General features: G+C 44.8%; 29 protein-coding genes. 5 read left to right on the forward strand and 24 right to left on the reverse strand.

Annotation, left to right across the window (positions count from 1 at the left end):
* Positions 1 to 45 precede the first annotated feature (45 nt).
* Positions 46 to 1,026 (reverse strand): aldo/keto reductase, encoded by a 981-nt coding sequence (locus EBI00_RS11330; protein ID WP_123096044.1) that lies wholly within the window; start codon positions 1,024 to 1,026, stop codon positions 46 to 48.
* Between the two features lie 107 nt (positions 1,027 to 1,133).
* Between EBI00_RS11330 and EBI00_RS11335 the strand changes: the two genes are divergently transcribed.
* Positions 1,134 to 2,030 (forward strand): LysR family transcriptional regulator, encoded by an 897-nt coding sequence (locus EBI00_RS11335; protein WP_158600751.1) that lies wholly within the window; start codon positions 1,134 to 1,136, stop codon positions 2,028 to 2,030.
* A gap of 230 nt (positions 2,031 to 2,260) precedes the next feature.
* On the opposite strand, the gene queF is transcribed toward EBI00_RS11335, so the two are convergent.
* Genes queF through EBI00_RS11350 form a run of 3 tightly spaced genes read right to left on the reverse strand, consistent with a single transcriptional unit; the run spans position 2,261 to position 4,779 of the window.
* The gene (gene queF / locus EBI00_RS11340) at positions 2,261 to 3,076 is read right to left on the reverse strand and encodes an NADPH-dependent 7-cyano-7-deazaguanine reductase QueF (RefSeq protein ID WP_123096046.1); all 816 of its coding nucleotides are present in this window, start codon (positions 3,074 to 3,076) and stop codon (positions 2,261 to 2,263) included.
* A 10-nt stretch (positions 3,077 to 3,086) separates the two neighbouring features.
* Positions 3,087 to 3,860: an ABC transporter permease gene (locus tag EBI00_RS11345; RefSeq protein WP_123096047.1), complete on the reverse strand. Its 774-nt coding sequence runs from the start codon at positions 3,858 to 3,860 to the stop codon at positions 3,087 to 3,089.
* 4 nt (positions 3,861 to 3,864) lie between these two features.
* Positions 3,865 to 4,779, reverse strand: a complete 915-nt coding sequence (locus tag EBI00_RS11350) for an ABC transporter ATP-binding protein (protein WP_123096048.1) — start codon at positions 4,777 to 4,779, stop codon at positions 3,865 to 3,867.
* 62 nt (positions 4,780 to 4,841) lie between these two features.
* Between EBI00_RS11350 and EBI00_RS11355 the strand changes: the two genes are divergently transcribed.
* Positions 4,842 to 5,261 carry a PA2817 family protein gene (locus EBI00_RS11355; RefSeq protein ID WP_123096049.1) on the forward strand — a complete coding sequence of 140 codons (420 nt, stop codon included), beginning with the start codon at positions 4,842 to 4,844 and terminating at the stop codon, positions 5,259 to 5,261.
* 146 nt (positions 5,262 to 5,407) lie between these two features.
* On the opposite strand, the gene fabF is transcribed toward EBI00_RS11355, so the two are convergent.
* The 7 genes from fabF to EBI00_RS11390 form a co-directional block, all read right to left on the reverse strand.
* The gene (gene fabF / locus EBI00_RS11360) at positions 5,408 to 6,649 is read right to left on the reverse strand and encodes a beta-ketoacyl-ACP synthase II (RefSeq protein ID WP_123096050.1); all 1,242 of its coding nucleotides are present in this window, start codon (positions 6,647 to 6,649) and stop codon (positions 5,408 to 5,410) included.
* A 104-nt stretch (positions 6,650 to 6,753) separates the two neighbouring features.
* A complete protein-coding gene (gene acpP, locus EBI00_RS11365) occupies positions 6,754 to 6,987 on the reverse strand; it encodes an acyl carrier protein (protein ID WP_012069834.1) in 234 nt (77 codons plus the stop codon).
* A 132-nt stretch (positions 6,988 to 7,119) separates the two neighbouring features.
* Positions 7,120 to 7,854 (reverse strand): 3-oxoacyl-ACP reductase FabG, encoded by a 735-nt coding sequence (gene fabG / locus EBI00_RS11370; protein ID WP_123096051.1) that lies wholly within the window; start codon positions 7,852 to 7,854, stop codon positions 7,120 to 7,122.
* 63 nt (positions 7,855 to 7,917) lie between these two features.
* Positions 7,918 to 8,844: an ACP S-malonyltransferase gene (gene fabD / locus EBI00_RS11375; RefSeq protein ID WP_123096052.1), complete on the reverse strand. Its 927-nt coding sequence runs from the start codon at positions 8,842 to 8,844 to the stop codon at positions 7,918 to 7,920.
* Positions 8,845 to 8,865: 21 nt separating this feature from the next.
* Positions 8,866 to 9,801 (reverse strand): fatty acid synthesis protein, encoded by a 936-nt coding sequence (locus tag EBI00_RS11380; RefSeq protein WP_123096053.1) that lies wholly within the window; start codon positions 9,799 to 9,801, stop codon positions 8,866 to 8,868.
* Between the two features lie 11 nt (positions 9,802 to 9,812).
* Positions 9,813 to 9,992: a 50S ribosomal protein L32 gene (rpmF, locus tag EBI00_RS11385; RefSeq protein WP_072839128.1), complete on the reverse strand. Its 180-nt coding sequence runs from the start codon at positions 9,990 to 9,992 to the stop codon at positions 9,813 to 9,815.
* 18 nt (positions 9,993 to 10,010) lie between these two features.
* The gene (locus EBI00_RS11390; RefSeq protein WP_241557020.1) at positions 10,011 to 10,553 is read right to left on the reverse strand and encodes a YceD family protein; all 543 of its coding nucleotides are present in this window, start codon (positions 10,551 to 10,553) and stop codon (positions 10,011 to 10,013) included.
* Positions 10,554 to 10,678: 125 nt separating this feature from the next.
* Here EBI00_RS11390 and EBI00_RS11395 point away from each other — a divergent pair, with 125 nt between their 5' ends.
* Positions 10,679 to 11,281 (forward strand): Maf family protein, encoded by a 603-nt coding sequence (locus tag EBI00_RS11395; protein ID WP_123096054.1) that lies wholly within the window; start codon positions 10,679 to 10,681, stop codon positions 11,279 to 11,281.
* Here the strand turns inward: EBI00_RS11395 and EBI00_RS11400 are convergent, their stop codons facing one another.
* The 9 genes from EBI00_RS11400 to dinG all read right to left on the reverse strand — a co-directional run bounded on the left by EBI00_RS11400 (position 11,282) and on the right by dinG (position 20,891).
* Positions 11,282 to 12,202 (reverse strand): patatin-like phospholipase family protein, encoded by a 921-nt coding sequence (locus EBI00_RS11400; RefSeq protein ID WP_123096055.1) that lies wholly within the window; start codon positions 12,200 to 12,202, stop codon positions 11,282 to 11,284.
* A 73-nt stretch (positions 12,203 to 12,275) separates the two neighbouring features.
* The gene (locus EBI00_RS11405) at positions 12,276 to 13,073 is read right to left on the reverse strand and encodes a DUF4892 domain-containing protein (protein ID WP_123096056.1); all 798 of its coding nucleotides are present in this window, start codon (positions 13,071 to 13,073) and stop codon (positions 12,276 to 12,278) included.
* 39 nt (positions 13,074 to 13,112) lie between these two features.
* Positions 13,113 to 13,976: an alpha/beta fold hydrolase gene (locus EBI00_RS11410; protein WP_123096057.1), complete on the reverse strand. Its 864-nt coding sequence runs from the start codon at positions 13,974 to 13,976 to the stop codon at positions 13,113 to 13,115.
* 56 nt (positions 13,977 to 14,032) lie between these two features.
* Entirely contained in the window at positions 14,033 to 14,512 is a 480-nt protein-coding gene (gene sixA, locus EBI00_RS11415) for a phosphohistidine phosphatase SixA (RefSeq protein ID WP_123096058.1), read from the reverse strand.
* Positions 14,499 to 14,783 carry a DUF4389 domain-containing protein gene (locus tag EBI00_RS11420; protein WP_123096059.1) on the reverse strand — a complete coding sequence of 95 codons (285 nt, stop codon included), beginning with the start codon at positions 14,781 to 14,783 and terminating at the stop codon, positions 14,499 to 14,501. The genes sixA and EBI00_RS11420 overlap by 14 nt, the downstream gene beginning before the upstream one ends.
* On the reverse strand, positions 14,776 to 15,804 hold the full coding sequence (locus tag EBI00_RS11425; RefSeq protein WP_206612582.1) for an NAD(P)H-dependent glycerol-3-phosphate dehydrogenase: 1,029 nt from the start codon (positions 15,802 to 15,804) through the stop codon (positions 14,776 to 14,778). The genes EBI00_RS11420 and EBI00_RS11425 overlap by 8 nt, the downstream gene beginning before the upstream one ends.
* Positions 15,805 to 15,839: 35 nt before the next feature.
* Positions 15,840 to 17,261 carry a protein adenylyltransferase SelO gene (locus EBI00_RS11430; protein WP_123096061.1) on the reverse strand — a complete coding sequence of 474 codons (1,422 nt, stop codon included), beginning with the start codon at positions 17,259 to 17,261 and terminating at the stop codon, positions 15,840 to 15,842.
* Positions 17,262 to 17,289: 28 nt separating this feature from the next.
* Positions 17,290 to 18,657 carry a DEAD/DEAH box helicase gene (locus EBI00_RS11435; RefSeq protein WP_123096062.1) on the reverse strand — a complete coding sequence of 456 codons (1,368 nt, stop codon included), beginning with the start codon at positions 18,655 to 18,657 and terminating at the stop codon, positions 17,290 to 17,292.
* A gap of 110 nt (positions 18,658 to 18,767) precedes the next feature.
* Entirely contained in the window at positions 18,768 to 20,891 is a 2,124-nt protein-coding gene (gene dinG / locus EBI00_RS11440; RefSeq protein ID WP_123096063.1) for an ATP-dependent DNA helicase DinG, read from the reverse strand.
* Between the two features lie 69 nt (positions 20,892 to 20,960).
* On the opposite strand from dinG, the gene lexA reads away from it, so the two are divergent.
* On the forward strand, positions 20,961 to 21,584 hold the full coding sequence (gene lexA, locus EBI00_RS11445) for a transcriptional repressor LexA (RefSeq protein WP_123096064.1): 624 nt from the start codon (positions 20,961 to 20,963) through the stop codon (positions 21,582 to 21,584).
* 114 nt (positions 21,585 to 21,698) lie between these two features.
* On the opposite strand, the gene EBI00_RS11450 is transcribed toward lexA, so the two are convergent.
* From EBI00_RS11450 to topA, 3 genes are read right to left on the reverse strand one after another with little or no spacing between them, the layout of a single operon-like run.
* On the reverse strand, positions 21,699 to 21,959 hold the full coding sequence (locus EBI00_RS11450) for a hypothetical protein (protein WP_123096065.1): 261 nt from the start codon (positions 21,957 to 21,959) through the stop codon (positions 21,699 to 21,701).
* A gap of 2 nt (positions 21,960 to 21,961) precedes the next feature.
* Positions 21,962 to 22,429 (reverse strand): DUF6586 family protein, encoded by a 468-nt coding sequence (locus EBI00_RS11455; protein ID WP_123096066.1) that lies wholly within the window; start codon positions 22,427 to 22,429, stop codon positions 21,962 to 21,964.
* Complete coding sequence (gene topA, locus EBI00_RS11460) at positions 22,426 to 25,053, reverse strand: type I DNA topoisomerase (RefSeq protein ID WP_123096067.1); 2,628 nt, start codon at positions 25,051 to 25,053, stop codon at positions 22,426 to 22,428. The genes EBI00_RS11455 and topA overlap by 4 nt, the downstream gene beginning before the upstream one ends.
* Positions 25,054 to 25,243: 190 nt before the next feature.
* Between topA and EBI00_RS11465 the strand changes: the two genes are divergently transcribed.
* Positions 25,244 to 25,996 (forward strand): DNA topoisomerase I, encoded by a 753-nt coding sequence (locus EBI00_RS11465; protein WP_123096068.1) that lies wholly within the window; start codon positions 25,244 to 25,246, stop codon positions 25,994 to 25,996.
* An 8-nt stretch (positions 25,997 to 26,004) separates the two neighbouring features.
* Here the strand turns inward: EBI00_RS11465 and EBI00_RS11470 are convergent, their stop codons facing one another.
* Entirely contained in the window at positions 26,005 to 26,397 is a 393-nt protein-coding gene (locus tag EBI00_RS11470; protein WP_241557021.1) for a hypothetical protein, read from the reverse strand.
* Positions 26,398 to 26,502 lie beyond the last annotated feature (105 nt).

Genomic DNA, 26,502 nt, shown 5'->3' on the forward strand with positions numbered 1-26,502 from the left:
GATTATGCTCGCGCCCCACTTTTTCTTGTCTGAATTCTTAATACGTTAAATGCCGCCACGAATTTCCGATTTCACCTCATCACGATAAAAATCGGCCAGCAATACGTGCAGTTCTTTGCTCAATGGAGGCAGTGAAGACGCCGCCGCATTGCGAACAACTTGTGAGGAACGACTGGCTCCGGCAATAATACTAGACACCTGAGGTTGATCTAAAAGCCAGCGCAGTGATACATCAAGAATATTCTGCCCTTCAGGTAACTTCGTTTTTAATGATTCCACTAACGCCACACCTTTTTCAAACGGAATGCCGTTAAAGGTTTCGCCCACATGAAACGCGGCGCCATCTTGGTTATAAGAGCGATGATCATGCTCATTAAATTGATGATGGCTGGACATTTTGCCTGACAACAATCCGCTTGCTAAAGGCAAACGTACTATGATGCCAACATTATTCTTTTCGGCTAATGGCAAAAGCGACTCAACGGCATCTTGACGAAATACATTGAACAAAATTTGTAAGCTGGCCATTTCAGGATGTTCACAGCAAAACCTTGCTTCGTCTAACATTTCTACACTGGCGCCAAAATGCTTAATAATGCCCTCTTGCTTAAGGTCTTCCATCCAAACAAGGATATCACCATCAAACAGCACCTCTCTTGGTACGCAGTGTAATTGCGCCAAATCAATACTATCAACCCCCAACCGATTCGCGGACTCTTGCAGGCTTTTTTTCACTGCTGCCTTGCTGTAACCGTTTGGGTATAACGCGGCATTTCGTCCCACTTTTGTGGCAATAATGGGCGGCTTAGCTAAGGCTTTACACCATTCTCCAATTCGCTGCTCACTGATTCCGCCACCATATACATCCGCAGTGTCAAAAAAACGAATTCCCTCAGCCATCGCCGTTTGCAATATCTGCTCAGCGTCTTTGTCTTCTAAAGGGCCGAAGTCGTTACCCAGTTGCCAACACCCTAAGCCAATTTCTGATACTTCAAAGCCTGTTTTTCCTAACACTCTCGTTTTCATACATCCTCCTCGGCGAGATCTAATAACCCATAACGCTACTATACGAGCCTTTTTACTGTTTATAATTATCAATCTATTAAATGCATTGTTTATTAAGGCTTAACAATATGAGCACCAACTTCCCAGAAGGCATACCCGAGTTTTTGGCCGTGGTAGAGACACAGAGCTTTTCAAAGGCAGCCGAACAACGCAATCTGTCACGCGCGAGAATATCGCAAATCATCAGTGGATTAGAAAAACACATGGGCGTTCAATTGCTCTATCGATCCACACGCTCTCTGTCTTTGTCTCCCGCAGGCGAGACCTTTTACCAACTTTCTCGCCAAGGCATAGATCAGTTGGAACATGCGGTTCAATCGGCGCAAAATGCTCACGCCAGTATCAGCGGGAAAATTCGGATAAACTCGGTGGGGGGGTTGTTTGGTGAAGCCATACTCGCACCAATCATGATTCGCTTTATGATTGACAATCCGCAAATAGAAATTGACCTGAGCTTTTCCAGCACTCGAGAAGATCTAATTGAGGCGCAGTATGATTTAGTGGTCAGAATGGGAAGCTTGTCCAACTCTAATCTAATCGGTCGCAAGTTAACCCACTATACGAATCATCTCGTGGCGAGCCCAGCCTATTTAACATCCATGCCTACACTGAAGAGTCCGAAAGACTTATTAGACCATGCATTAATCAATGGCTCGGTGAAAAGATGGTCTTTTACACACACCACTACTAAAGAGAAGTATGAGCTCCCCGTATTAGCAAAATTAACCTGCTCAAATGGTCATGTCTCCAAGCTGGCAACGCTCAATGGAGCTGGCATTTCCAGACAGCCTGCCTATTATGTAGAGCAAGAAATAGCGAAAGGACTACTCGTTAACCCGTTACCAGACTGGCAGCTATCCTCTTCTGACGTCACTTTGCTCTACCCTAAATCCAGAAATATCAGCTTAAGAGTGAAAGCCTTAGTGGACTATCTAATAGAAGCCTTTAACATAACCGCTGATTAATCTCATTGAAATAACCATAATCCAAACCACTCGCAAGGGCTCTTTTATTCAACAGCATTAGCAGGAGCACTTACTCTCATTCTATTACTAATTTGCTTGGGCTTTTTCATGGCAAAACAACTAGATATACTATAAACGCAAGCCTTGAAAGCAAATAAGCCGCCTGTTTTTTTGACAAGCGGCTTATTTGCTTTAACTAGGTGAATCAGAGCAATGTTTGACTAAAACAATTACTGGCGTGTTAAGCGATCATTCCCCAATACCAGAGGCATTGTTGAACGATAAGGATTAATATCCAAACCACCACGTCTCACGTAACGTGCATAAACCGTTAAGCTTTCAGGTTGGCACTGACGCAAAATATCAATAAACATTCGTTCAACGCATTGCTCGTGAAAGTCGGTATGTTCACGGAACGAAATAACATATTTCAACAAGCTTTCATGACAAATCTTAGTGCCTTTGTATTCAATAAACACCGAACCCCAATCAGGTTGATTGGTTACAGGGCAATTGGATTTCAGAAGATGGCTGACCAAGCGTTCTTCGACCACACCCTGAGAGGCGTCGACCGTGAGAAGATCTGCATTAGGGTGATACTCGGATACCTCGATGTCTAATTCATCAATGCAATAATCTGGCGTCATCACAACCAAGGACGCCATATTATCAACATCGCGGATAAAAACCGTTACTGGTGCGCACGCCGCGTCCGACAAATCTTTTTCCAGCAGAGCCTGAACTTCCTCAACGGATTCGTAACGCATCTGATTTAGAGAATTCAGATACAGCTTAAAAGATTTAGACTCAATAATATTTGGTGAATCGCATGGCAGACGAAACTCAGCCAAGGCCGCTATCGGCTTGCCCTTCGCATTCAACCAAGACACTTCATACGCATTCCAAATATCTTCCCCATAGAAAGGCAAACGCTCTGTCTCAATGCCCATCTCAGCCCATTTGTCTACTCTAGCGATGGGGTAAAGCAACCCTGCATCGTACTCGGACACATACTCAGTTTGTTGACCTAACGGTAAAAAGCCCATATCTACTTCCTCAATTCCTAATACCTTTGCCTTGATTAAGCAAACGTAGACCAAATCCAAACAACACCACAATAAATACACTGACAATAACCAGCGCCCAATACACGTTAATATCCGAGACGCCTAAAATCCCATAACGAAAAGCGTTTACCATATAAAGAATAGGATTTAAAAGCGATACGGATTGCCAAAAATCTGGCAATAAATCAATCGAGTAGAAAACACCGCCAAGGTAAGTGAGAGGCGTTAAAATAAAGGTTGGCACAATCGAAACATCGTCAAAGCTTCGCGCATAAATCGCATTAACAAACCCGCCCAACGAAAACATAATGGCGGTTAACCCCACAACAAGGACGGTCAGAAACAAACTCTCAAGAGCAAAGTCAGTAAAGAAAAATGACAACACAGTCACGATCAGACCAACACACAAACCGCGTGCGACACCACCAAGTGTATAGCCCATTAAAATGACCCAGTTCGGCGTGGGAGACACCAATAGTTCTTGAACGCTATGCTGAAACTTTGCGGAAAAAAACGACGAAGACACGTTTGAATAAGCATTGGTGATAACAGACATCATAATCAGACCGGGCACAATGTATTGCATATAACTAAAGCCCCCCATTTGCCCAATTCGCTCGCCAATTAAATTACCAAAAATAGCAAAATACAGCGTCATAGTGATCGCTGGGGGCAACAAGGTTTGCGGCCAAATGCGCGTAAAACGACGAATCTCTCTGACCAAAATAGTATAAAATGCAATCCAAATTTCTGAGTTTTTCATCGAGTTAGCCTTTGATTAATTTTACGAAGAGCTCTTCGAGTCTATTTGATTTATTGCGCATGCTCACCACATTGACAGAGATAGCATCAAGCGCTTTAAAAATGGCATTGATAGACTGCCCTTTTACTACTTCCACCTCAACGGTACCGCCGTCTTTACTAACAGATACATTGAACTCTGGTATTGACCAGCCCTCTGGTAAGCTGGCATCCAAATCTAAGATAAAAGTTTCTTGATTTAACGTTTTCAGCAAGGCTTTGATACTGGTGTTTTCAACAATTTCGCCAGCATTAATAATGGCAATATTTCGACACAGCTGCTCGGCTTCCTCTAAATAATGGGTCGTCAAAATGATCGTCGTCCCTTGCTCATTCAGATTTTTAATAAAAGCCCACATGGATCGGCGTAACTCAATATCCACACCAGCCGTCGGCTCATCTAAAATCAACACTTCTGGCTCATGTATTAGCGCTCTTGCAATCATCAAACGACGCTTCATTCCACCGGATAACATACGAGACTGAACGTCTTTCTTCTCCCAGAGGTCAAGCTGCTTTAGATATTTCTCGGCCCTCTGCGCTGCGATCGCTTTTGGAATGCCATAAAAACCTGCTTGCGTGACAACCACGTTAAATACGGTTTCGAAGACATTAAAATTGAATTCTTGTGGCACGACACCCAAATATTTTTTGGCTTTTGCAAAATCGTGATCTACATCCGTACCAAAAATCGACACCTTGCCCGCTGTCTTATTCACTAACGAACATAAAATACCTATGGTGGTTGATTTGCCGGCACCATTTGGACCGAGAAGCGCAAAGAAATCGCCTTTCTTAACTTTAAGATCAATCCCTTTCAGTGCTTCAAAGCCACCATCATAGCGCTTTTTAAGGTCACTAATTTCGATTGCATATGTCATAATTAAAGCTCTCATACGGCTAATGCCGATTAAATCGTTACTTTATTTGAATAGGGCTTTACGTGGAATCACGCACACAATACATACTGGATGCATTTGCAGATTTGCGTCAGCGCATAGCGGAGCATGCTCCTTTTAATCAGTCAGATTTAGCAGAAGAAGAGGTAGACTTCTTAGAGAAGTGGGATCTTCTGACTCAAAAAATACAAGCCAACACACACGATTACAGTTTTGATGCTCAAGAAGTATTATCACGCTTCATTCGTTGCTACGCAAACCTAGTGCCTTTAATAAAACGGGAACTATTGTGGTTTGTTGGTGGCGAATGCCTGCATTTTCTGGGTGATGAAGAGATTACACTTTATCAGCAACTAGAAGATCGTTTATACGAGCTCGACCGTCAAAACAAAGCGTATGAGATCTCAGTAGAAATTAATAATTTACGAAACAAACCAGATTTACAGCCACAGCAGCTACATTAAACACAGCAACTAGATTACATCATGGTGATAGCAGACGAAAAAAATCGCCTGCCATCACCCCCCCCTTTTAGGGGGCTGTTATAACAGAACCCCTTGCACTCACTTCTGTTAACAAGCTAGGCAGCAAAAGGGTAAGGCTGACTTAATCAGTGTATCTTCTTAAACACCAAGGTGCCGTTTGTGCCACCAAAGCCAAAGGAGTTGTTAAGAACCACATCAATCTTACGTTTTTGCGGCGTTCCTGGCACATAATTTAGATCACATCCCTCGCCGGGTTCTTCTAAATTAATGGTTGGCGGCGCGACTTGATCACGAATCGCCAAAATGGAGAAGATTGACTCAACCGCGCCAGAGGCACCCAACAAATGGCCTATCATGGACTTCGTTGAACTAATCGCAACATCAGAAGCGTTCTCACCCATCAAGGCTTTTACCCCATTCGTCTCAGCCAAGTCACCAGCAGGTGTCGATGTGCCGTGGGCATTAATGTAATCAACATCAGAGGCGGCCAGTTGCGCATCTTTTAATGCAGCACTCATAGCCAAAGCAGCCCCTTCTCCGCTTTCTGGGGGCGCTGTCATATGATAAGCATCATCGCTCATCCCAAAGCCTGCCAGTTCTGCGTATATTTTCGCACCGCGAGCAACGGCATGTTCATACTCTTCTAGTATTAAAATCCCAGCGCCATCACCCATTACAAAACCATCTCGGTCTTTATCCCAAGGGCGGCTAGCGGTCTTAAAATCATCATTTCGCGTGGACAAAGCTCTGGCTGCGCCAAACCCGCCAATACCGAGAGGGGTGATCGCCATTTCTGCACCACCTGCTACCATGACATCAGCGTCACCGTAAGCAATCATTCTACCCGCCATACCAATATTGTGAGTTCCTGTTGTACACGCGGTCACAATAGAAATATTAGGGCCTTTAAACCCAAAGCGAATCGCAACATGACCAGAAATCATATTAATGATCGCGCCCGGCACAAAAAAAGGAGAAATGCGTTTGGGGCCAGACTCGTTAAGCAGCTCAAGATTTTTCTCGATCATTGGCAAACCACCAATGCCTGAACCTATTGCACAACCGACACGTGACAGATCTGCGGTGTCAGCATTTAAATTGGCATCGTCAAGGGCTTGCACTGCTGCAGAAATACCGTACTGGATGAAGACATCCATTTTTCGAGCTTCTTTGGCACTCATGTATAGAGTCGCGTCAAAGTCTGTAACTTGAGCGGCAAACCGAGTTGAAAATTGGCTTGTATCGAAAGTGGTGATTTCTGAGACACCACTCTTGCCTTCTAATATATTATCCCACGTACTTTCCACATTATTGCCAAGGGGGGTCACCATTCCCATACCTGTGACTACAACCCGACGACGAGACATATGATTACTCCAGTATTTCGCCCTACATTCTTAAGGGCTATTAATAAGAAAAGCCGCCGTAACAAGTACAAGCGGCTTTTCGGGAAACTTAGTTCACTGATCTATTACAAGTTAGCGTTGATGTAGTCGTTCGCTGCTTGCACTGTAGTGATTTTTTCAGCTTCTTCGTCTGGAATCTCAGTGTCGAATTCCTCTTCCAGAGCCATTACTAGCTCAACTGTATCTAGGGAATCGGCACCTAGGTCATCAACGAAAGATGCTGAAGCAACAACATCCTCTTCTTTAACGCCTAGTTGTTCGCAAACGATTTTCTTAACGCGTTCTTCAATGCTACTCATTAGAAGTTCCTACTCTACTCATTAACAGCTCAGTGTGAGCATATTATAAAAATTCGATCACCTGTACGGCGTGATTCTCGACATGAACCGGAGACGTATTTTCGTTGAAATAAATATAAAATTCAACTCAAATTACGACATATACATGCCACCATTGACATGTAATGTTTCACCAGTGATATATGCAGCGCCATTTGACGCCAAAAAGGCGACAGCCGCCGCAATTTCTTCAGGCTGACCAAGGCGTGAAGCCGGTACTTTTGATACCAAATTCGCTTTATGCTCTTCTGGAAGCACCTTGGTCATATCTGTTTCGATAAAGCCTGGAGCAACACAGTTGACAGTGATGCCACGAGACCCGATTTCAGCCGCTAAAGAACGACTAAAACCTTCTAGTCCTGCTTTTGCCGCCGAATAATTGGTTTGACCACCGTTACCCATAGAGCCAACAACAGAACTAATACTGATAATACGACCAAACTTGGCTTTTGTCATACCACGCAAGCATGCCTTTGTAACACGAAATACGGACGTTAGGTTAGTGTTAACCACCTGCTCCCACTCATCTTCCTTCATTCGCATCATCAAATTATCACGCGTGATACCAGCATTGTTAACCAGAACAGTTGGCGCACCAAACTCAGCGGTAATTTCTTTCACGACCGTCTCAACGGATTCGCTGGATGATACATCTAGCACCCAGCCTTTACCATTGGCTCCTAGATAATCACTGATACTTTGAGCTCCAGATTCACTTGTCGCTGTACCAATAACCGTTGCACCTTGCTCAACAAGAGCAACCGCAATCGCTTTACCAATACCGCGAGTCGCTCCTGTGACCAAAGCAATTTTTCCCTCTAGACTCATTTTTGCCTCCACCATTTAATCTATAAATATAAATCGACACTGTAAGAGCCGAGTGTAAATGTTTTACTCAGCGGACAACGCCGCTTCAAAGCTAGCAATGTCACCAAGCGAAGCCGTTTCTAGGCCTTTGACAATACGCTTATTTAAGCCGCTAAGCACTTTACCAGGACCACACTCTATTGTAGAGGTCACACCCAATTCAGCCAGCAACATAACGGATTGCGTCCACAATACAGGCTCGCTCAACTGAGACACAAGATTGGCCTTGATCACGGCAGGGTCAGATACAGCCTGAGCGGTAACATTTTGCACCAAAGTACAAGAAGGTGAATGAAACGCAATGGTTTCAAGTTTTTCAGCCAATTTGCTACCCGCTGGAATCATCAATTCGCAATGAGAAGGCACGCTTACGGGCAACGGCAGCGCTCGCTTAGCACCCGCTTCTTTCGCATTCACCATAGCCGCTTCTACTGCAGCAACATGACCTGCAATAACTACCTGACCGGGCGAGTTGAAATTAACCGCACTCACGATCCCTGGCGCAGCATCGCATGCAGCCACGACCTTATCATCGTCCAAACCAATAATGGCAGCCATCGCACCCTCACCAGCAGGAACCGCTTGCTGCATGTATTCACCACGCAGTTTAACTAGCTCAACCGCATCAGCAAATGCCATAACACCAGCGCACACCAAAGCCGAATACTCACCAAGACTATGACCCGCCACATAAGCAGGCTTTTCACCACCTTGCTGCTCCCAAAGACGCCACAAGGCAACACTGGCCGTTAGTAGTGCAGGTTGCGTTTTATCGGTTTGGCTCAATTTTTCAGCGTCGTTTTGAACAAGGTCCCATAAATCGTAACCAAGAACCTCAGATGCCTCCGTGAACGTTTGCCCTATTATATCGTGCTTTTCCGCCAAATCAGCCAACATACCCAGCTGCTGAGAACCCTGTCCTGGAAAAACAAAAGCCAATTTACTGCTCATTTAATCTCCTAGCTATCAAGCTTAATCAAAAATACGCGCCGCTATGGCAGAACATAAATCTGCCCGCGCAATATCAACGCCATACTCAATGGCACCAATCATAGCTGGCAAGTCTGAACAACCATGACCTTTTACCAAATTGCCACGCACCCCAACTAAACAGGCCCCATGCCTGCGCTCAGTTTGGTAAAAAGTCTCAAACAAAGACGACGCGCCGCCTAACCCTTTAAACTTCCCCATCAAAAATGACAACAAACCTTCTGATGCTTTTAATACTGCATTACCAACCATGCCATCGCAAACAATGACATTTTTCTCACCTTCAAACAGCTCTGTCCCTTCCGCATAACCAAGATAAGATGGCCACGTCCTATCACTCAACAATCGATTCGTTTCTCGAATAACCACACTTCCTTTTGAGCTCTCCACCCCAACGTTTAATAAGCCCACTTTGGGCGCCTCATCACTTAACGCCTCAATATACGCCGCGCCTAGCTCGGCAAAACCCACTAACATAGACGGTGGACAATGGACATTTGCACCCAAATCCACCAAACATCTAAGGGGATTGGAGTACAGCTCCCTGATCAAGGCTGGGTAAAGTTTAGGTCTGAGAACACCTAATAAATGTCGAGCCAAAGCAACCATAGCACCCGTATTACCTAAGGTAACCACCACGTCAGCCGAACCGTCAACCAACGATTGCAATGCGCGATATAACGTACTTTGTCGTCGACGAAATAAGGACAGAACAATCTCTTCGTTGGCATCAATTACATCGGAGCAAACAACAAGAGATAAGCGTTCATGAGGTTCAGGAAGGACCAAACCAGAACAAGGGGAGTAATATAAGGTGATGGCGACATCTTGATGGCGAGAAAGAATCTCTATTGCACCGCCGAATGCAATGCGGGGACCTAAGTCCCCGCCCATAGCGTCTAAAGCTACCCTGATCATGGGTATCTTAGTTATTCACCTTTAGGGGTGATAACTTGACGGCCACGGTAAAAACCGTCTGCAGAAATGTGGTGACGGCGGTGAAGTTCACCTGTTGTCTTTTCTACAGAAAGAGTTGGTCCTGTCAAAGCATCATGCGAACGGCGCTGGCCGCGACGTGAACGAGTTACTTTACTTTTTTGTACTGCCATTTTTTGGAGCTCCTAACTTTACTTGGCCTTTAATTGGGCCAATATACTAAATGGATTCGGTTTTTCGCCATCCGGTGCGTCATCGGTAGACGAGGCATACTTTACAGCTGTTGGGTTGCAACCACTTTCTTCGTGATAGGCGACGATTGGTAAGGCAAGTATGATTTCCTGCTCCACCATGTCTGCCAAGATTACTTCACCATCGGTCATGACAACAGGATCGTAATCATTAGGTAAATTTTTAGCGTGATCTTCGTCATAAACGAACCCCAGCTTCAAATCCAACTCCAGATCATGTTTAACCGGGCCAAGACAGCGTTGACAAACAACCTGTACTTGAGTGGTCAATGATCCAGTAGCAGTGTAGCGCCTATCCTCATCAACTCTAAAGTCTAGATGAATGAATGCATTACCCTCATCAGAGGCTAATATAGCACAAAGCTCCTTAAAGGCATTAAGGGGCACGTACCCTTCGAAGGCGAGCTCGTTGCTAGCGTATTTTCGAGGGTCAAAATATTTAGGTAATGTATCGTTCAACATGGCGGGGAATAATATGGCCAAGGAGCCCACTTGTCAAAGTCTAACTGCCTTAAACACGTTTTTTTTCACTATCTTAAGGCATTCTCGAACAAAAACAGTAAAATCCAGACCACCTTAGAACAAATGCATAAATAAGCAGGAACACCATGAACAAAAAAATCATCTTAGGCTCATCATCTGAATATCGTAAAACGCTGCTACAACGTTTACGCGTATCTTTCGAATGCCACTCGCCTAACATCGATGAAACGCCTTTATATCAAGAGTGCGCAACCGATCTTGTAAAGCGACTTTCCATTGCCAAAGCATTCGCCGTTCACCATGATCGTCAACAGAAAGGTCTTGTAGAGGATACGGTAATCATTACCTCTGACCAAGTCGCCACCTTGCACGGAAACATTCTCGGCAAACCTCACACCGAAGAAAATGCCATAAAACAACTCACGACATTTAGTGGAGAGAAAGTCACCTTCTTAACCGGCCTGTGTGTATTCGATCAACACACACAGACATATCAGTATAGCTTAAACGAATATTACGTTTACTTTAGGGATTTATCACCACGCGAGATTCAACAATATATCTCAATCGAACAGCCTCTCGACTGTGCCGGCAGTTTTAAATGCGAAGGGCTCGGGGTCTGTTTATTTGAAAAAATGGAAGGAAACGATCCAAACAGCTTAATTGGCCTACCACTTATCTCCTTATGCAGCCAACTCAGAGAACTAGGCATAAACCCTATTGGCTAATTAATTCCCTTTGGGGAACGAATAATAATTCGAAGTCGGCGACTCCAACCCATCTAGCGCTTTGAGAGTAACGTCATACCCAAAGTCGATTAACTCTTTGGCGCGCCAAAACTCATAAAAACCAGAAATGTCTTTTGGTATGGAGATCAACAAATCAGGCGGATAACCCGCTAACTTGTATTGCGTTAGGGACTCCTGCATCGTTTCAAACATCATGTTAATGGTTTGAAGCCTTCCCCAACTTTCTGGCGAATATTCTGCCTCCTCACTTTCAGACTCACTGCCCTTTGAAAAAAAACCTTTCGCACTTTGCCACCAAGCAGGGGCAGCAAAACGATTTTCTGATTCGTCTTGCGCAATGCCCTCTGCAGCACCATTCAAGTCCACAGCCACAATATAGTCAGCCCCCGCAGGCACACAGGGAATAATAGGTAGAGGATTAAGCACACCGCCATCCACGTACATACGGCCATTAAGCAACACCGGCGACACAATAGACGGAATCGCTGACGACGCTCGCATAGCACTGATTAAATCACCCTGCTGAAACCAAAACTCTTTTTGCTTTAATAAATCAACAGCAATCGAGGTATAACTGATGGGTAATGACTCAATCGCAACATCGCCAATAATATTTTTAATCTTCTCGAAAAAACGATCGCCTTTGAGATATCCACCGTTCGAAAAAGACATGTCCAATAACCGCACCAAACCCACCCGATCAAGGGATTCCGCCCACTCACGGTATTCTTGCAATTTGCCTGCTGCAAACACCCCACCAACAATAGCACCAATCGAACAACCAGATACGCTAACAATTTCATAACCGCGAGCTTCGATCGCTTCAATTACGCCAATGTGTGCATTCCCTCTAGCCGCGCCACTACCCAACACCAAGGCCACTGTTTTTTTGCTACTCACAAACAAAACCTACTCATCAAAAACCGCAATTAACAACATGACTGAATAAATACAAAATATAGCAGTAGAACACTTACTGGGATGCGTAAACAAAAGAAATACGGTTTACGCCCAGCGACTCTACCCCTAGGTCAGCCACATTAATGAAACGCACCTTATCCCTTAGTTGATCCCCCAAACCCGCTTGGATCTGCTGGATAAGCTGATCGCCCGACTCAATCGCATTGGTGATACCGGTTTTTTTGCTTGTCACAAAGCCGATAACTTTTTGATCCTCTGGCAAATCCCTCACAAAACGACGAATTCTGGGGGTGTCTTGCGCATCCATCTGAGCCACTATATTGAATTCCGTGCCATAGGACTCAGCCGATTTCACCTCATCAATTCTAACCATGACATCACCAGCACCGCGACGATTTATGTACAGTGTTTGGTAAAGCTCTTGCTGGTCTTTTACCACCAACAAGTATTGATTTTGATCCGCACCATTTAATAAGTAATCGTTAAAAAAATCATTTGCCCAAGCATTCCCGCTTCCACAAGCACGACTTTCACACTCAAATAAAATGGTACGATTTTTGGTTAGCATTTGGGCACGGTAGTGAGCAAAAATAGCCGTAAGATCAGCACTTCTATTAATTTTATGCAAGGAAGTTAAATAGTCGCCTTGAACCCGAATAACAGACTCAGGCTCCCAACCGCGACCAGAACGGCCAATTTTACCCAGTGGAACACTCACCCACTCTTCTGCCTGAGAACGGCTTTTAACAAGCTGAGCGTCTCTGTACGGCTCAATGGTTAAGATATTTGCAAAAGAAAAACTGCTTATCGTAGCCAATAGTGATAACGCTATTATATGTCGTTTCGCCATGTCATTTTCCTTTAGCCTCAACGAGGTCGGTGTTCTGCATTAGTTTTGATTGATGAAGCGCTGAATTTCATTTGCAACAGAAAGACAGGTTTCTGGCTCAAGATGAAAATGATGATTTCCCTCTAACCATTTCAAAGTAATCCATGGAAACTGAGCCGCTCGCTCTTTTACAAACTTAGGTGTATTACGATACACCCCTTCTTTGGCGACAAGCGCAAGTGTTGGACACTTTATTTCACCAATAAAAGCGTCAACACTCTCCTCATCCATACGAAAAGGAGACGGGAATGTTAGCTTACCGTCATGCCGCCAACGCCATGTTCCATCACCATCCTCATAGGCTCCTCGCTCAACCAAAAAAGCCGACGCAGATTTAGATAGCGAAGTAAAACCATCCATTCTAGCCAACACCATGGCTTCTTTTGATGAGTAATGGGTTGCTCTGTCAGGGCGAAACTTCGCCATTTTGTTGACCGCACGTTGCAAGGTCACAACTCGATCCGAAGGATGGCCACTTAGTGGCCCCATATTGTCCAAAACGATCAAGCCGCGTACTTTATCAGGCGCAATCGCCGCGACAAGCATGGCAACCGCCCCACCCATACTATGCCCAATCAGCCAAACACTTTGCTTTGACTGATTCAAAACCGAAACCACATCCAAAGCATGATCCCACAGATGGTAAAAACAGCCTGCTGGGCGATGCTGAGACAACCCGTGGCCCGCAAGGTCTAAAGCAACATGGGAATAATCTGACAAATAAGGGGACAAGCTGGAAAAACTGCCCGCATTGTCTAACCAGCCATGTAACGAGATAACTTTAAGCGCCATTGTTTTTTTGGGTAACCATTGCACACCCGCTATTTCTGTATGCGCCAGCCTGTAAACCACTTCATTTCCCATCGATATGCATTACCAACCAATTAAATTAAAAATGTATCTTAAGCTATTGCTCCCCTCTAAGAAGGAGAAACACGCCATTTAAATTGACAACAAGCAGCGGCAAACAGTTCCCCTTCAACAGCAACTAGGGTCGCCGTTGTCATGGCAAAATTGATCGGCAAAGGCTCATCGACTAAATAATTCACAAACTGTTGAGCGAAAGGCTGATGAGTCACTAATAAAACAGAATGATATGGCTGGTCATTAAGCCAAGCAGCCACTGCCATTGGTTGACCGTCCGGTGTTATCAATGACAAGTCTTCAAAGCTGGACGCCGCGTCCAGCCCAGCCAAAAAAACCTTCGCTGTCTGTTGTGCACGAACATAAGGACTAACAAACACCTTATCGAATAACAGATTTTTCTCACGAAAAGCGGCTGCCGCCGCTTTGACCTCGACTATGCCTAACTCAGTTAATTCACGAAGTTCATCCTGATCATAACCGTAAGGCGCCGCATTTCCATGGCGAAGCACATACAAACGCTTAGACTTCGTCATCGGCGTCTACCTGAGGCCATGGTTGAAATGGGAAAGGCTTCTCTTCCGTTGCAAAAGACAAGAAAGAGAATATTTGACCAAGAAATAAAGCCACACTTTTAAGCCAAGAAGATAAAGTGACCGGCTCTGAACTCATCACCAATTTCAGCAAACCTACGATAACCAGTAAGACACCAAACACGGTAATGGCAATGTTTAACACTACCCAATACAAAAACATAAAGATAACTCGAAACCAAAAACCTTGATTTGCATAACCCGGCTTAGACATTGCTATTCTCCTCACTTGTCGCAAATTCGACATCCCATTTTTGCTCCCCTGTCATCATTGAACCAATCAATGACTCCAGCTTGGCACCCTCGAACAATAATTTAGAAAGACCTTCTGCTAATGGCATATACAGACCATGCTTTTTCGCTTCATCGACGACCATCTTGAGGGTATTAACCCCCTCAGCAACTTCACCGATACCGCCAATCGCCTCATCTAAATTTTGCCCAGAACCGATCGCAAAACCCACACGATAATTCCGACTTAGTGGCGATGTGCACGTGGCGATTAAATCACCCATCCCCGCCAACCCTAAAAAGGTCATCGGATTAGCACCAAAGTGAACGGCGAAACGACTCATTTCCGCCAAGCTTCGAGTCATAATCATCGACATGGTATTCTCACCCACATTTAACGCTTTGGCCAAACCGCAGACGATTGCGTAAATATTCTTCAACGCCCCAGCCAACTCCACCCCTGTGCTATCTCTATTTTCGTAAACACGAAAACTAGGGGACTTGAGCAATTCAATAGCCCGTTGGCGAACTTGATCGTTGGCACTTGCAATCACGGTACCTGTCATCTGGCCTGCCGCAATCTCTTTCGCCAAATTAGGACCGCTCAAGACGCCAATTTTTTGTGTCACAGAATTTCTACGAAGCACGTCGCTCATTAGCTCAAAACGATTGGGATTAAAGCCTTTAGTTGTGCTTATGAGTATTTTGTCTGCCGTTAACAAGGGTTCAATTCGCTGAACCACCTGTTCAAATGATTTTGAAGGAATGGACACGAATACCGTATCACTGTCCCGTATGGCTTGCTCTAAGTTACTGGTTGCGAGTAATTCTCTGTGCAGAGGCGCATCGGGTAAATAACGACTGTTAAGTCCCGTTAAATTAATTTCTTCCACCTGCTCTTCGTTACGCATCCATTGACTGACTTGATGGCCATTTTTTACCATAATATTCGCTAAGGCCGTACCAAAACTACCACCGCCTAACACACACACTGAATGCTTCATAATGCCTGTTTCTCTACCATTATCGTCTTACGTTTTTAAGATGAACAACTGACTTCTAACGACTTGCCCCATGATGGCGGCCTTTGTGCCAAGTATTCCGATTCTGGATGCTCTTCAAACGGATGGTTAAGCACGTTTAACAAACGCCTAAAGGGCAAATAGTCTCCGTGCTCAGCCGCTTGAATGGCGTCATGGGCCAAGTAGTTACGCAAAATAAACTTGGGATTAACTTGTAGCATTCGCTCACTGGTTTTTTGCCAATTTAGAGGCTGATCCAAGCGAGCTGATTGGTACTTAACCAACCATTGGGCTAATCGATCCCGATCCACGACCTCATCAAGCAGGGTGTCAAAATGATCTTGCTTAATATGACTTAACAACCTAAAGAACACGCTGTAATCGAGTTTTTCCGCTGCTAAAAGTGTCAACAAGGATGGCAAAAGATCATGAAGTTGACGCGAGCTATTCAGCCCCATTTTCTCCATCATTAAGCAATCGTACTGTGTTTGAAGCTCTGGCTCATAGCATTGCAAAATCGCAATTAATTGATCTTTTTCTAAATGCTTTGAAAAACAGCGCATCAGACAATTGAGATTCCATAAGCCTACTCCCGGTTGACGGGAGAAAGCATATCGCCCTTCATGATCAGAATGATTGCACACCCAATCTGGCTCATAATCTTCCATAAACCCATAAGGGCCATAGTCAATCGTTTCACCCGTAATAGAAAAATTGTCTGTATTCATTACGCCATGCTGAAACCCTAACGCTTGCCATTTTGCAATCATACGGGCTGTGCGTTTGACGACTTCGATCAACATGCTTTCCAGCGGCGAATCTGTCGCTTGGCACTCGGGGTAAAAATGCGTCAAACAATACGCAATAAGTTGATCAAGCTCAGTCTGCTTACCCTGATAAAAAAAGTATTCAAAGTGACCAAAACGGACGTGCCCTTGCGCAACTCTCAACAGCATGGCGCCAGCTTCAGGCGTTTCACGATAGACGGCTTGGCGACTGTCGTACAAAGCCAGTGCGCGTGAAGAAGGGACAGACAAGGCCGTCATCGCTTCACCCGCTAAATATTCACGAATACAAGAACGCAATACGGCGCGACCATCACCACGACGAGAATAAGGCGTTGGGCCCGCCCCCTTCATATGTAAATCATAAAGCAAGCCATTTGCACCGCGAACTTCGCCTAACAAGACACCTCGACCATCACCTAACTGCGGTGAGAAGCCACCAAACTGGTGACCTGCGTAAACCATGCTAAGCGCGTCAGGAATGACCTTATCGCCACACAGTAAAGACTTTGTAAGTGGGGATTTGATATCAACAGAAAGAAAAGCAGCAAGGGGCTGATTAAACTCAACCAATCGCTGCTCTATCAGTGGCTGGATTTGGGTTTTCGACGAAAACCCAGCACCCAGATTTGCATAATTATGTTCTAATTTCATCTTATCTCACTATGAAAGTAAGCGATGATTATTGAGACGTATTAACCATATATTCACAGCGAATACTCTCACCAACCACTCTTTCAATTTCTGGAATCATAAAAGAATCATCTTCGCTGGCAAAACTCACCGATTTACCGACTTCACCCCCTCGACCAGTACGACCAATACGGTGTACATAATCTTCAGGGTCGTCCGGTAGAGAGTAATTCACAACCAATTCAACGTTGTCGACATGAATGCCTCGCCCTGCAACATCCGTAGCAACTAACACTTGAATGATGCCTTCTTTGAAGTTATTCAGTGTTTTAACACGCTTATCTTGAGCCACTTCGCCAGATAAAATGGCGCAGTTGATGTTAGCTTTGCGTAAACGCTCGTACAAATCACGCGTTTCATCACGTCGATTCACGAAAATAATCGTTCTTTGCCCACCATTTTCATTGATCAACTGCCTAAGAACTGGCCACTTTTGATCGGCTTCAACGGTGTAGATGACTTGATCTATGTTTTGATTCGTTGCTTCTTTCGGCACCACAGACACTTCTTTTGGAATGTAAGTCCACTGTTGCGCCAACGCTTGAATGTCCTTAGGGAAAGTCGCACTGAATAGCATAGTTTGTCTAAGTTCTTTGTGCGGCGTCATTCGAATAATGCTTTTGACATCTGGTATAAAGCCCATTGACAACATGCGATCTGCTTCGTCCAAAACGAGACACTCCACTTTGCCCAGCTGAACTTTACGGCTTCGAGCAAAATCCAATAAACGACCCGGTGTCGCCACAAGAATATCGACATTTTCCGTTTCTAACGCAATTTTTTGCTTTTCATAACTCAAGCCACCCACCAAGGTGACAACGTTAAGATGACAATTAGAGGTTAGCTTTACCGCTTCATCGGCAATCTGCAAAGCCAACTCTCGTGTCGGAGCAATAATGAGTCCACGAGCAAAGTTATTCGGTCTTTTTTCTTCTAGTGGGTAATCTAGAAAATCACTAATCATGGCGACTAAAAATGCGGCTGTCTTACCGGTACCAGTTTGGGCCTGACCTATGATGTCATAACCTTGTAGCGTCATTGGCAAGGTCTCGGCTTGAATTTCACTGCAATATTCAAATCCCATCTCAGCAATCGACTTTAATACACGGTCTGGTAAATTTAGGTCATGAAAACGCACCTTACCTTCCACTTCGGGAACAATAAAATCGTCAATGGACCACGCCTTTGCCTGAGACTTTTTGGGTGCGCTGGTTTCCGCTGCAGTATGTTCAACTTCAGTGCTTGCAGATGCCTCAATCGTATTTTCTTCATGACTTCTAGGACGTTTGCTTGGACGACGCGTACGCTTTGGTTTTGATGTTGTGGTTGATTGTGTTTCTTGAGTTTGGTTTTCCATATTGGAATCTATACGCTTCTATTGTTTTTTAAAGTGAATGTTCTATCGGGAGAGTGTACCTAATTGATGAGGCTTTATCACCCGCTTTGTTGCAGCACCCTTACAAGACACTATAGGTACTGATAGGGCGGCAGACTATTTATCAGCTGAGAGCCATAACGCTTAGTAAGTAAACGCTTATCTAAAATATGTATCTCGCCCCTATCTTGCTCACTTCTCAGCAAACGGCCCGTCGCTTGAACCAAACGTAATGACGCATCTGGAATGGTAATCTCCATAAAGGGATTACCGCCTCGCTTCTGAATCCATTCCGCCAACGTCGCTTCAACAGGATCGTCGGGAACAGCAAAGGGAATTTTGGCAATATAAACACAAGTTAAGTAGTCGCCAGGCAAATCCACCCCTTCTGCAAAACTGGCCAGCCCCAATAAAAGACTTCCCTTGCCTTCGTCAATACGAGCCTTGTGGGAATCTAAAATTACGCGCTTAGACTGCTCGCCCTGCATCAGTAGAATATCCTGCAACCCTGCAGCAAGGGATTGCGCCACCTCTTCCATCTGGCGACGTGACGAAAACAACACCAAACTGCCTTTTTGCGTATTCACATGCTCATTAAGATAGCCAATAATCTCCGCGGTATGCTGCTCGACTCGATTGGGTTCATGCTCCATATTGGGTACGACAAGGCGCCCATTTTTCTGAAAATCAAAGGGGCTTAATACGCGTAAATACTCACTATCGCGAGGTACTCCAGAACGCATATTGAAACGATTAAACTGATTCAGCGCCGTCAGTGTGGCAGAGGTGACCACAGCACCATAGCACTTATCCCAGAGCTGCTGACGCAATGTATTTGCGGCCAGTATCGGTGAACCACCCAATTCAATATCTTGCTCCATACCTTGCCCCGATAATACCAACCAACGTGCATTGGGCGGATAAGCCTGATCATCCACCGCGCAATACAATTGCCACAATCCAATGCTCTGCTCTAAACGCCCAAGTATTACCCCCAAAATAGGCTGCCAAGTCTCTGCGATCTCTGGCGTTACGCCCATACCTTCATTCTGTTTGGTTTTCTTGCATTCATCCTGAATACTCTCAATGCTTTTAAACAACTTTTGATAAGCCGTTTGTAAACTGTAAGCAAGTTGCCTAAGTTCGTCGGGGATGACACCAAACTCAAAGCGATGCTGATTATTGTCTTTATCCAATCCCAATCCCTGAATAAAGGGCGCCAGCCCTTGCTGGGCATACTGAATAAAATTGACGATACTCTGGATTTGTTGTGGGATCTTGAGCAGCAACTGCCCTGTCAGACTGACGTCATCGGTTAATGACTGCTTTAGGTTAACCAAATTTTTTTCCAACTGGCGCAACCAAGTGATGCTTTGCTGTAAACGCACTTCATGACGAAAATGGCCGATCGCTTTATCAGGCAAGTGGTGACCTTCATCAAACACATAAATCGTTTCTTTTGGTGGCGTCAGTATCGCTCCCCCACCCAAAGACAAGTCGGCTAGCACCAAATCATGGTTGGCCACAATGACATCCGCCACTTCTATTTCGGCTCGCGCTTTAAAAAATGGACAAGCAGAATAATTTGCACAGTTCCGATTGGTACATTGCTGATGATCTGTTGTTAAACGCCGCCAATCTTGGTCACGAATCACACCTGTCCAATTATCTTTATCGCCGTCCCAATCTCCCTTTGACAGTGCCGTATCCATCTCTTGATAGAGCACAGTATTGACATCATCTGATTGCAAGTGTTGCTCAAAAAGCCCGGCAAACATATCTTCCATAGCATGCTCTTCGGAGCTTAAAAAGCCTTCTAAGTTATTCAAACACAAATAACGCCCGCGCCCTTTCGCTAAAGTGTATTTAAAGGTCAACTCGGTGTGTTCAAGTAAATTGGGCAACTCTTTATGAAGAATTTGCTCTTGCAAGGCAACGGTTGCCGTGGAAATAACCAAGGTAAGCCCACGCGCCTTAGCAACCGGAATGGCAGCAAGACAATAAGACAAGGTTTTACCTGTGCCCGTACCCGCCTCGATAACAGCCACATGACGTTCACCCAACCGCACACCCTCAGAATCTTGTTTGATATTCCCTAAGGTTCGTGCGATGGCACCGATCATTTGTCGCTGCCCCGATCTCGGTTTATGAGACTTCGCGTCTAGAGAAGCACGGTAAGCACGCTGTATTTGTGTTTTTAGTTCATCTGAAAGCATTTAAGTCATTGAGTATCGTTAATAATGCTGTATATAATAACAGTTACTGTATAAACAACCAGATGCCTTATGATTAAATTAACCAAACGACAGTCTGACGTTCTAGAAACCATTCGCGAATTTATTTGCGAAACAGGATTTCCACCAACGAGGGCAGAAATCGCCCGTCGACTTGGGTTTAAATCCCCTAACGCAGCAGAAGAGCACCTTAAAGCCCTGTATAAAAAAGGGGCCATTGAAATGCTGTCAGGGGCCTCTAGAGGAATACGCCTTGTAGACACGCCCCCCATTGATGAAACAAAAGAAGAACTTGGCTTACCCGTTATTGGTAAAGTGGCCGCAGGCTACCCTATTTTAGCGCAAGAAAATATTGCTTCTCGGGTAAATATTCCCGCCTCCATGTTTTCTCCAAAAGCTGATTATTTTTTATCTGTGTCGGGAACCAGCATGAAAGATGTTGGCATTATGGAAGGCGATTTGTTGGCCGTTCATAAAACCAGCGAAGTACGAAACGGTCAAATCGTAGTCGCTCGTATTGGCGACGAAGTGACCGTAAAGCGCTTTGAGAAAAAGGGCAATATTGTGCGCTTAATACCAGAGAACACAGCGTTTGATGACATCATCATCAATCTTGAAACAGAAGAATTTGCAATAGAAGGCTTATCGGTTGGCGTCATTCGACAGGGCCTGTAAAACACGATTGAAGACTTCAGACAAAACCAAGTCTTTAGCAAACCCCACGCTTCTTGATGTTTGAATGTCAGGAAGTGTGGGGGTTGTCACCAATGGCCTTTAATGCATTAACGTCTAATGCAGTAACTTCGGCCGCAATTCCTCGTCCTCATAGCCTGAATCATCAAACACAGACTCATCGGAATAAACAAAATCAATACCAGCATGAAACATGCATTTTGCTAATTCAAAATACCTATCTTTCAGATAAGAGCGGGTGTCTTCAGGAATCTGAAGTATTGCCAAAGGCTCGGTCTCCTCACCATCTTCACTGGCTGGCCGTAACACTATATCCCCGTTATCCAGCTCAACAATTTCTAGGTAGGATTCTTTCATATCTAATACTCTGATGACTCTTCTCTAAAACGTAGTACCAATTCAACCAACTTAGCAAGATACAAACCGACTGAGGCACCATCATCATTACCGCGCCCAATTAAGTTGTCACTTGGCAAGGCAGACTTAGACACTCGGCATTCAAACTGCACCAAGTATGACTGTTCTAATTGCGCACACCAGGAGCTTGGCTGAGAAAATAAAACAGACAATTCTGATAACACAGGAATAGTGATTTGCTTGGCTTCTGCCTCGTCCAATAGCCGAGACACCTCAAGCGACCCCGAGAGGGAATAGGCCGAGGAAACTTCTTTCAACAAGCCGTTTAACGCGCTTCTAAGTTGAAAAATAGCCGAACTCTCTAAACCCACATTGAGCCATGCCTCATCGCTGTTTTGGCTTTGTTTGATGAAGCGCCGAGCCGCATCTAACTTTTGATTAGTCATACTTGCAAGACTGGCACCACTCATTTCTTTTTACCTTCTTCAACAACCCACTTGGTACCTACATAAAATGCTTTCCAACCGGTTGGCTTGCCCTCTTCCTCCGTCATAACGTATTGCTCTTTGGTTTTACGGCTATAACGAATAATCGCAGGGCGTCCTTCGGCGTCTTGTTTGGGCGCTTTAGCAAAGAAATGATATTTAGGATCTATTTGATCCATGTAAGGGATCAACTCCTTCACCAAGGGTGCGCGCGTTTCTCTTTTACGAGGAAACTGACTGGCAGCTAAAAACAAACCCGTGGCACCATCACGAAGCACATAATGGTCTTCTACCTTCTGGCAGGCTAGATCAGGCATAGGTACAGGGTCCATTTTTGGCGGCGCCACTTCACCGTTGCGCAGTAATTTACGCGTATTTTTGCACTCTTCATTGGTACATCCAAAGTACTTACCAAAGCGCCCTGTTTTAAGTTGCATGTCTGAGCTGCACTTATCGCATTCTATCAAAGGGCCGTCATAGCCTTTGATTTTAAATACGCCCTTCTCTACTTCATAACCGGAACAAGAAGGATTATTACCGCAGACATGAAGCTTGCGATGCTCGTCCATCAAGTAACTGTCCATAGCGGAACCACAGAGCTTACAGCGATGCTTATTGATCAAGGCTTTTGATTCGCCTTCTTCATCATCAACGGCCACGGCTTCATCACCACGAACCAGATTAATGGTGGCTTTACAACGCTCTTTAGGAGGCAAAGAGTAACCAGAGCAAGACATAAACACACCCGTACTGGCTGTTCGTATTTGCATAGGTCGAGAACACGTCGGACATTCAATATCCGTCGGCGTGGGTTCGTTTAGCATCATGCCGCCCTCAGGCGACTCGGCTTTAGCAAGCACTGAACTGAAATCTTTATAAAACGCATTCAGCGTTTTAATCCAATCTTTATTACCATCTGCAATCTCGTCCAACTGCTCTTCCATCTGAGCCGTAAAGCTGAAGTCCATTAGAGAACTGAAGCTGTCTACCAAACGCTCCGTGACAATGTCCCCCATTTTCTCCGCATAAAAGCGACGATTTTCAACACGAACATAACCACGATCTTGAATCGTAGAAATAATAGATGCGTAGGTAGAGGGACGACCAATACCACGTTTTTCAAGCTCTTTAACTAAGCTGGCTTCACTAAAGCGTGCGACAGGCTTGGTAAAGTGCTGTTCTGGCAACAGGCTTTCTAAGGTTAAATGCTCACCTTGGGCGACATCGGGTAGGGTATTATCTTCACCTTTTTTAGCCACTGTTTGCATCGCACGCGTGTAACCGTCAAAACGTAAAATACGCCCCTTGGCTTTGAACTCATATTCTCCGCTAGTCACCGTAATCGTCGTCGACGTGTATTGTGCTGGCGTCATTTGACATGCCATAAACTGACTGCGGATCAGATCGTATAGACGGTGTGCATCTTTTTCCATGCCCAGTAAGTCATCTACTTTGACATTCACATCTGAAGGTCGAATTGCTTCGTGTGCTTCTTGAGCACCTTCTTTACTGCTATAACGTATCGGTTCTTTTGGCAGATAAGCATCACCAAAATTAGACAAAATGTAACCACGCAAAGCGTCCACCGCTTCGGCACTCAAATTAGTCGAGTCGGTACGCATGTAAGTTATGTAGCCACCCTCATACAAACGCTGGGCAAGCATCATGGTTTTCTTTACGCCATAGCCAAGGCGTGTGCTTGCAGCCTGCTGAAGTGTTGATGTGATAAAAGGCGCTGACGGCTTACTGCTTGTCGGTTTATCTTCTCGGCTACTGACCAAATATTTGGCACCAGCAAGACGAGCAACATGCTCATCAGATTGAGTCTGGCTGACAGGTCGATATTCTTTATTCTGATATTTTGCGGCTTCAAATTTAATGACTTCTTTCGAAGGAGTCGCAAGCAAGGCGTCTAACTCCCAGAATTCATCCGGAACAAAAGCGCGAATTTCTTTTTCACGCTCAACAATAAGCCGCACAGCAACCGACTGAACTCGTCCCGCTGACAAACCTCTAGCCACTTTAGCCCACAGCAAAGGGGATACCATGAAGCCAACAACACGATCTAGAAAGCGTCTTGCCTGCTGGGCATTGACTCGATCCATATCTAATTCTGAGGGTGTTTCGAAAGCAGACTTGATGGCTTTTTTCGTAATCTCGTTAAACACCACACGTTTGTAACGACTGTCGTCACCGCCAATTGCCTCACGCAAATGCCATGCTATGGCCTCACCTTCTCTATCCAAATCGGTTGCGAGATAAATAGTGTCAGCATTTTTAGCCAAGCGCTTAAGCTCATCCACCACCTTCTCTTTACCCGGCAACACTTCATAACGCGCTTTCCAGTCATTTTCTGGGTCAACACCCATTCTAGAAATAAGCTGTTGACGTGACTTGTTGGCTTTGTATTCGAGTTTTTCCTCTGGGCTCATTTTACGCGTCAAAGCGGCTTGCTGAGCACGCTCTTTTGGAGTGGACGTCGCTGTCTTACCAGAAGGTAGATCACGAATGTGCCCGACACTCGACTTGACAACAAAGTCATTGCCCAGATACTTATTGATGGTTTTCGCCTTTGCTGGCGACTCCACGATAACCAGTGATTTTCCCATTGAACTGTGTAAGCCTTTTGATAAATTAGGTCTGCAAATTGACGTTGCACGAAGTATAATCTTTAGGGGCGCTGATATTAAGCAAACACCTTTTATATAACAAGCGATCCCTGTATTGTTTCACACATTAAATCTTACTGAGCTTAGTATTGCTTATTTAACATACTGAATTCTCCTCTTAAGGACAATCATGGCAACACTTCAAATTTTAACCATTGCTTTTTTAATCATTATTGTTCTTTTGTCGGTGGTTATTGGCTCTCGCGCTCATCAAAAAGAAAGAGAGCTCACAGAGCGAAGAGTCAAACAGCTACAACTCTCTAACCGAGCTGATCGAGTAGAGCAGCATATTCGTGGCCTCAAATACATCAATACCGATACCATTGCCACCGATGTACTGTATGACTTCTATCTAGACACACTTCGCGAGCTTCTGCAATACACCTATGATCCGGAAAAAGTAGAGATACGCATCGCAACAGCGGAAGAAAACCGTAACGAAGAGCCTGTTATTTTCAACACAGAACCCGAGGTATTAAGCTTCCAAGAAAAAACCAATTACAAGGAGCGCCTCACAAAGCTCGCCAAAATGCTGCTGTATTTACGCAGAAAAGGCCGAATCAGCAACGCTCACTATCAAGCTTGCTACGAATATGTTCGCTGGCTAAATCTATGGGTTCAACTCAATCGCCAAATGGTCCAAGCAAACAAAAATTTTAATAATGGGGATATGCGAGTCGCTCAAACTCTGTATAGCGTCATCCTTTCACATCTCAAATCAGACTCCACCGTCAGACCTGAGAAGAAAGTACTCACTGACTTTGTCAACGACCGTATTAAACAAATATTATCGCCCACGATAGAGTCCATCAAAGATGCTGAAAACCCAGAAGATGCAGTAGCGGAACTCATCAAAAATATGGAACTCCCTAAAAGCAGTTAATCAACGGCTTACCCATTCAACTCAGCCAACTCGAATACCAGCTCAGCTAGTGAGTTCAAATCTTGCTCGCCTCCTTCTTCATCCCAGTAGAAAGAGACGCTTTCACTGGATATTTTCACTCCAGACAGTAAGGCGGCATGACGCTCCAACTTGTTTTTTGACACCTCAGATAGGTTGATATCGTCACTGCACCACCAACCTTGAGCAACCGACCGATATTTCCACACCTCGTAAGGCAAAAGCCAGATAGATTTGCTTATCTTTTTGTTGGCTTTAGGTCGATGATAAAAATACCCGACGGTTTTTTTTCGACTTGTTGACTTATCCCACTTGTCAGGCAACTCAATTGATGTAAGCTGGACACTGAGTTTTAGCGGCCGAGCTTGCACACGCAGTGCCATTCTCTGGCGCTCTCTTTCGGGCGGCATAATCCATAGCGCTGAACACATTAACGATATTACAATACAGACAACGATAAGAGCGGTCATATATTTTATGTCTCTCTA

The organism is Marinomonas hwangdonensis (assembly GCF_003721245.1).
In the GTDB taxonomy this organism is placed as follows: domain Bacteria; phylum Pseudomonadota; class Gammaproteobacteria; order Pseudomonadales; family Marinomonadaceae; genus Marinomonas; species Marinomonas hwangdonensis.

Bases quoted from the DNA above. Each gene is read 5' to 3' on its own strand.
- EBI00_RS11395 (WP_123096054.1), top strand. From the start codon at position 10,679: ATGAACAAAAAAATCATCTTAGGCTCATCATCTGAATATCGTAAAACG.
- EBI00_RS11435 (WP_123096062.1), bottom strand. From the start codon at position 18,657: ATGGAAAACCAAACTCAAGAAACACAATCAACCACAACATCAAAACCA.
- fabG (WP_123096051.1), bottom strand. From the start codon at position 7,854: ATGAGTCTAGAGGGAAAAATTGCTTTGGTCACAGGAGCGACTCGCGGT.
- sixA (WP_123096058.1), bottom strand. From the start codon at position 14,512: ATGACGAAGTCTAAGCGTTTGTATGTGCTTCGCCATGGAAATGCGGCG.
- lexA (WP_123096064.1), top strand. From the start codon at position 20,961: ATGATTAAATTAACCAAACGACAGTCTGACGTTCTAGAAACCATTCGC.
- EBI00_RS11450 (WP_123096065.1), bottom strand. From the start codon at position 21,959: ATGAAAGAATCCTACCTAGAAATTGTTGAGCTGGATAACGGGGATATA.
- rpmF (WP_072839128.1), bottom strand. From the start codon at position 9,992: ATGGCAGTACAAAAAAGTAAAGTAACTCGTTCACGTCGCGGCCAGCGC.
- EBI00_RS11425 (WP_206612582.1), bottom strand. From the start codon at position 15,804: ATGAAGCATTCAGTGTGTGTGTTAGGCGGTGGTAGTTTTGGTACGGCC.
- EBI00_RS11465 (WP_123096068.1), top strand. From the start codon at position 25,244: ATGGCAACACTTCAAATTTTAACCATTGCTTTTTTAATCATTATTGTT.
- EBI00_RS11420 (WP_123096059.1), bottom strand. From the start codon at position 14,783: ATGTCTAAGCCGGGTTATGCAAATCAAGGTTTTTGGTTTCGAGTTATC.
- fabD (WP_123096052.1), bottom strand. From the start codon at position 8,844: ATGAGCAGTAAATTGGCTTTTGTTTTTCCAGGACAGGGTTCTCAGCAG.
- EBI00_RS11330 (WP_123096044.1), bottom strand. From the start codon at position 1,026: ATGAAAACGAGAGTGTTAGGAAAAACAGGCTTTGAAGTATCAGAAATT.
- EBI00_RS11345 (WP_123096047.1), bottom strand. From the start codon at position 3,860: ATGAAAAACTCAGAAATTTGGATTGCATTTTATACTATTTTGGTCAGA.
- EBI00_RS11430 (WP_123096061.1), bottom strand. From the start codon at position 17,261: ATGAAATTAGAACATAATTATGCAAATCTGGGTGCTGGGTTTTCGTCG.
- EBI00_RS11455 (WP_123096066.1), bottom strand. From the start codon at position 22,429: ATGAGTGGTGCCAGTCTTGCAAGTATGACTAATCAAAAGTTAGATGCG.
- EBI00_RS11380 (WP_123096053.1), bottom strand. From the start codon at position 9,801: ATGATCAGGGTAGCTTTAGACGCTATGGGCGGGGACTTAGGTCCCCGC.
- EBI00_RS11335 (WP_158600751.1), top strand. From the start codon at position 1,134: ATGAGCACCAACTTCCCAGAAGGCATACCCGAGTTTTTGGCCGTGGTA.
- EBI00_RS11470 (WP_241557021.1), bottom strand. From the start codon at position 26,397: ATGGCACTGCGTGTGCAAGCTCGGCCGCTAAAACTCAGTGTCCAGCTT.
- dinG (WP_123096063.1), bottom strand. From the start codon at position 20,891: ATGCTTTCAGATGAACTAAAAACACAAATACAGCGTGCTTACCGTGCT.
- EBI00_RS11405 (WP_123096056.1), bottom strand. From the start codon at position 13,073: ATGGCGAAACGACATATAATAGCGTTATCACTATTGGCTACGATAAGC.
- topA (WP_123096067.1), bottom strand. From the start codon at position 25,053: ATGGGAAAATCACTGGTTATCGTGGAGTCGCCAGCAAAGGCGAAAACC.
- fabF (WP_123096050.1), bottom strand. From the start codon at position 6,649: ATGTCTCGTCGTCGGGTTGTAGTCACAGGTATGGGAATGGTGACCCCC.
- queF (WP_123096046.1), bottom strand. From the start codon at position 3,076: ATGGGCTTTTTACCGTTAGGTCAACAAACTGAGTATGTGTCCGAGTAC.
- acpP (WP_012069834.1), bottom strand. From the start codon at position 6,987: ATGAGTAGCATTGAAGAACGCGTTAAGAAAATCGTTTGCGAACAACTA.
- EBI00_RS11350 (WP_123096048.1), bottom strand. From the start codon at position 4,779: ATGACATATGCAATCGAAATTAGTGACCTTAAAAAGCGCTATGATGGT.
- EBI00_RS11410 (WP_123096057.1), bottom strand. From the start codon at position 13,976: ATGGGAAATGAAGTGGTTTACAGGCTGGCGCATACAGAAATAGCGGGT.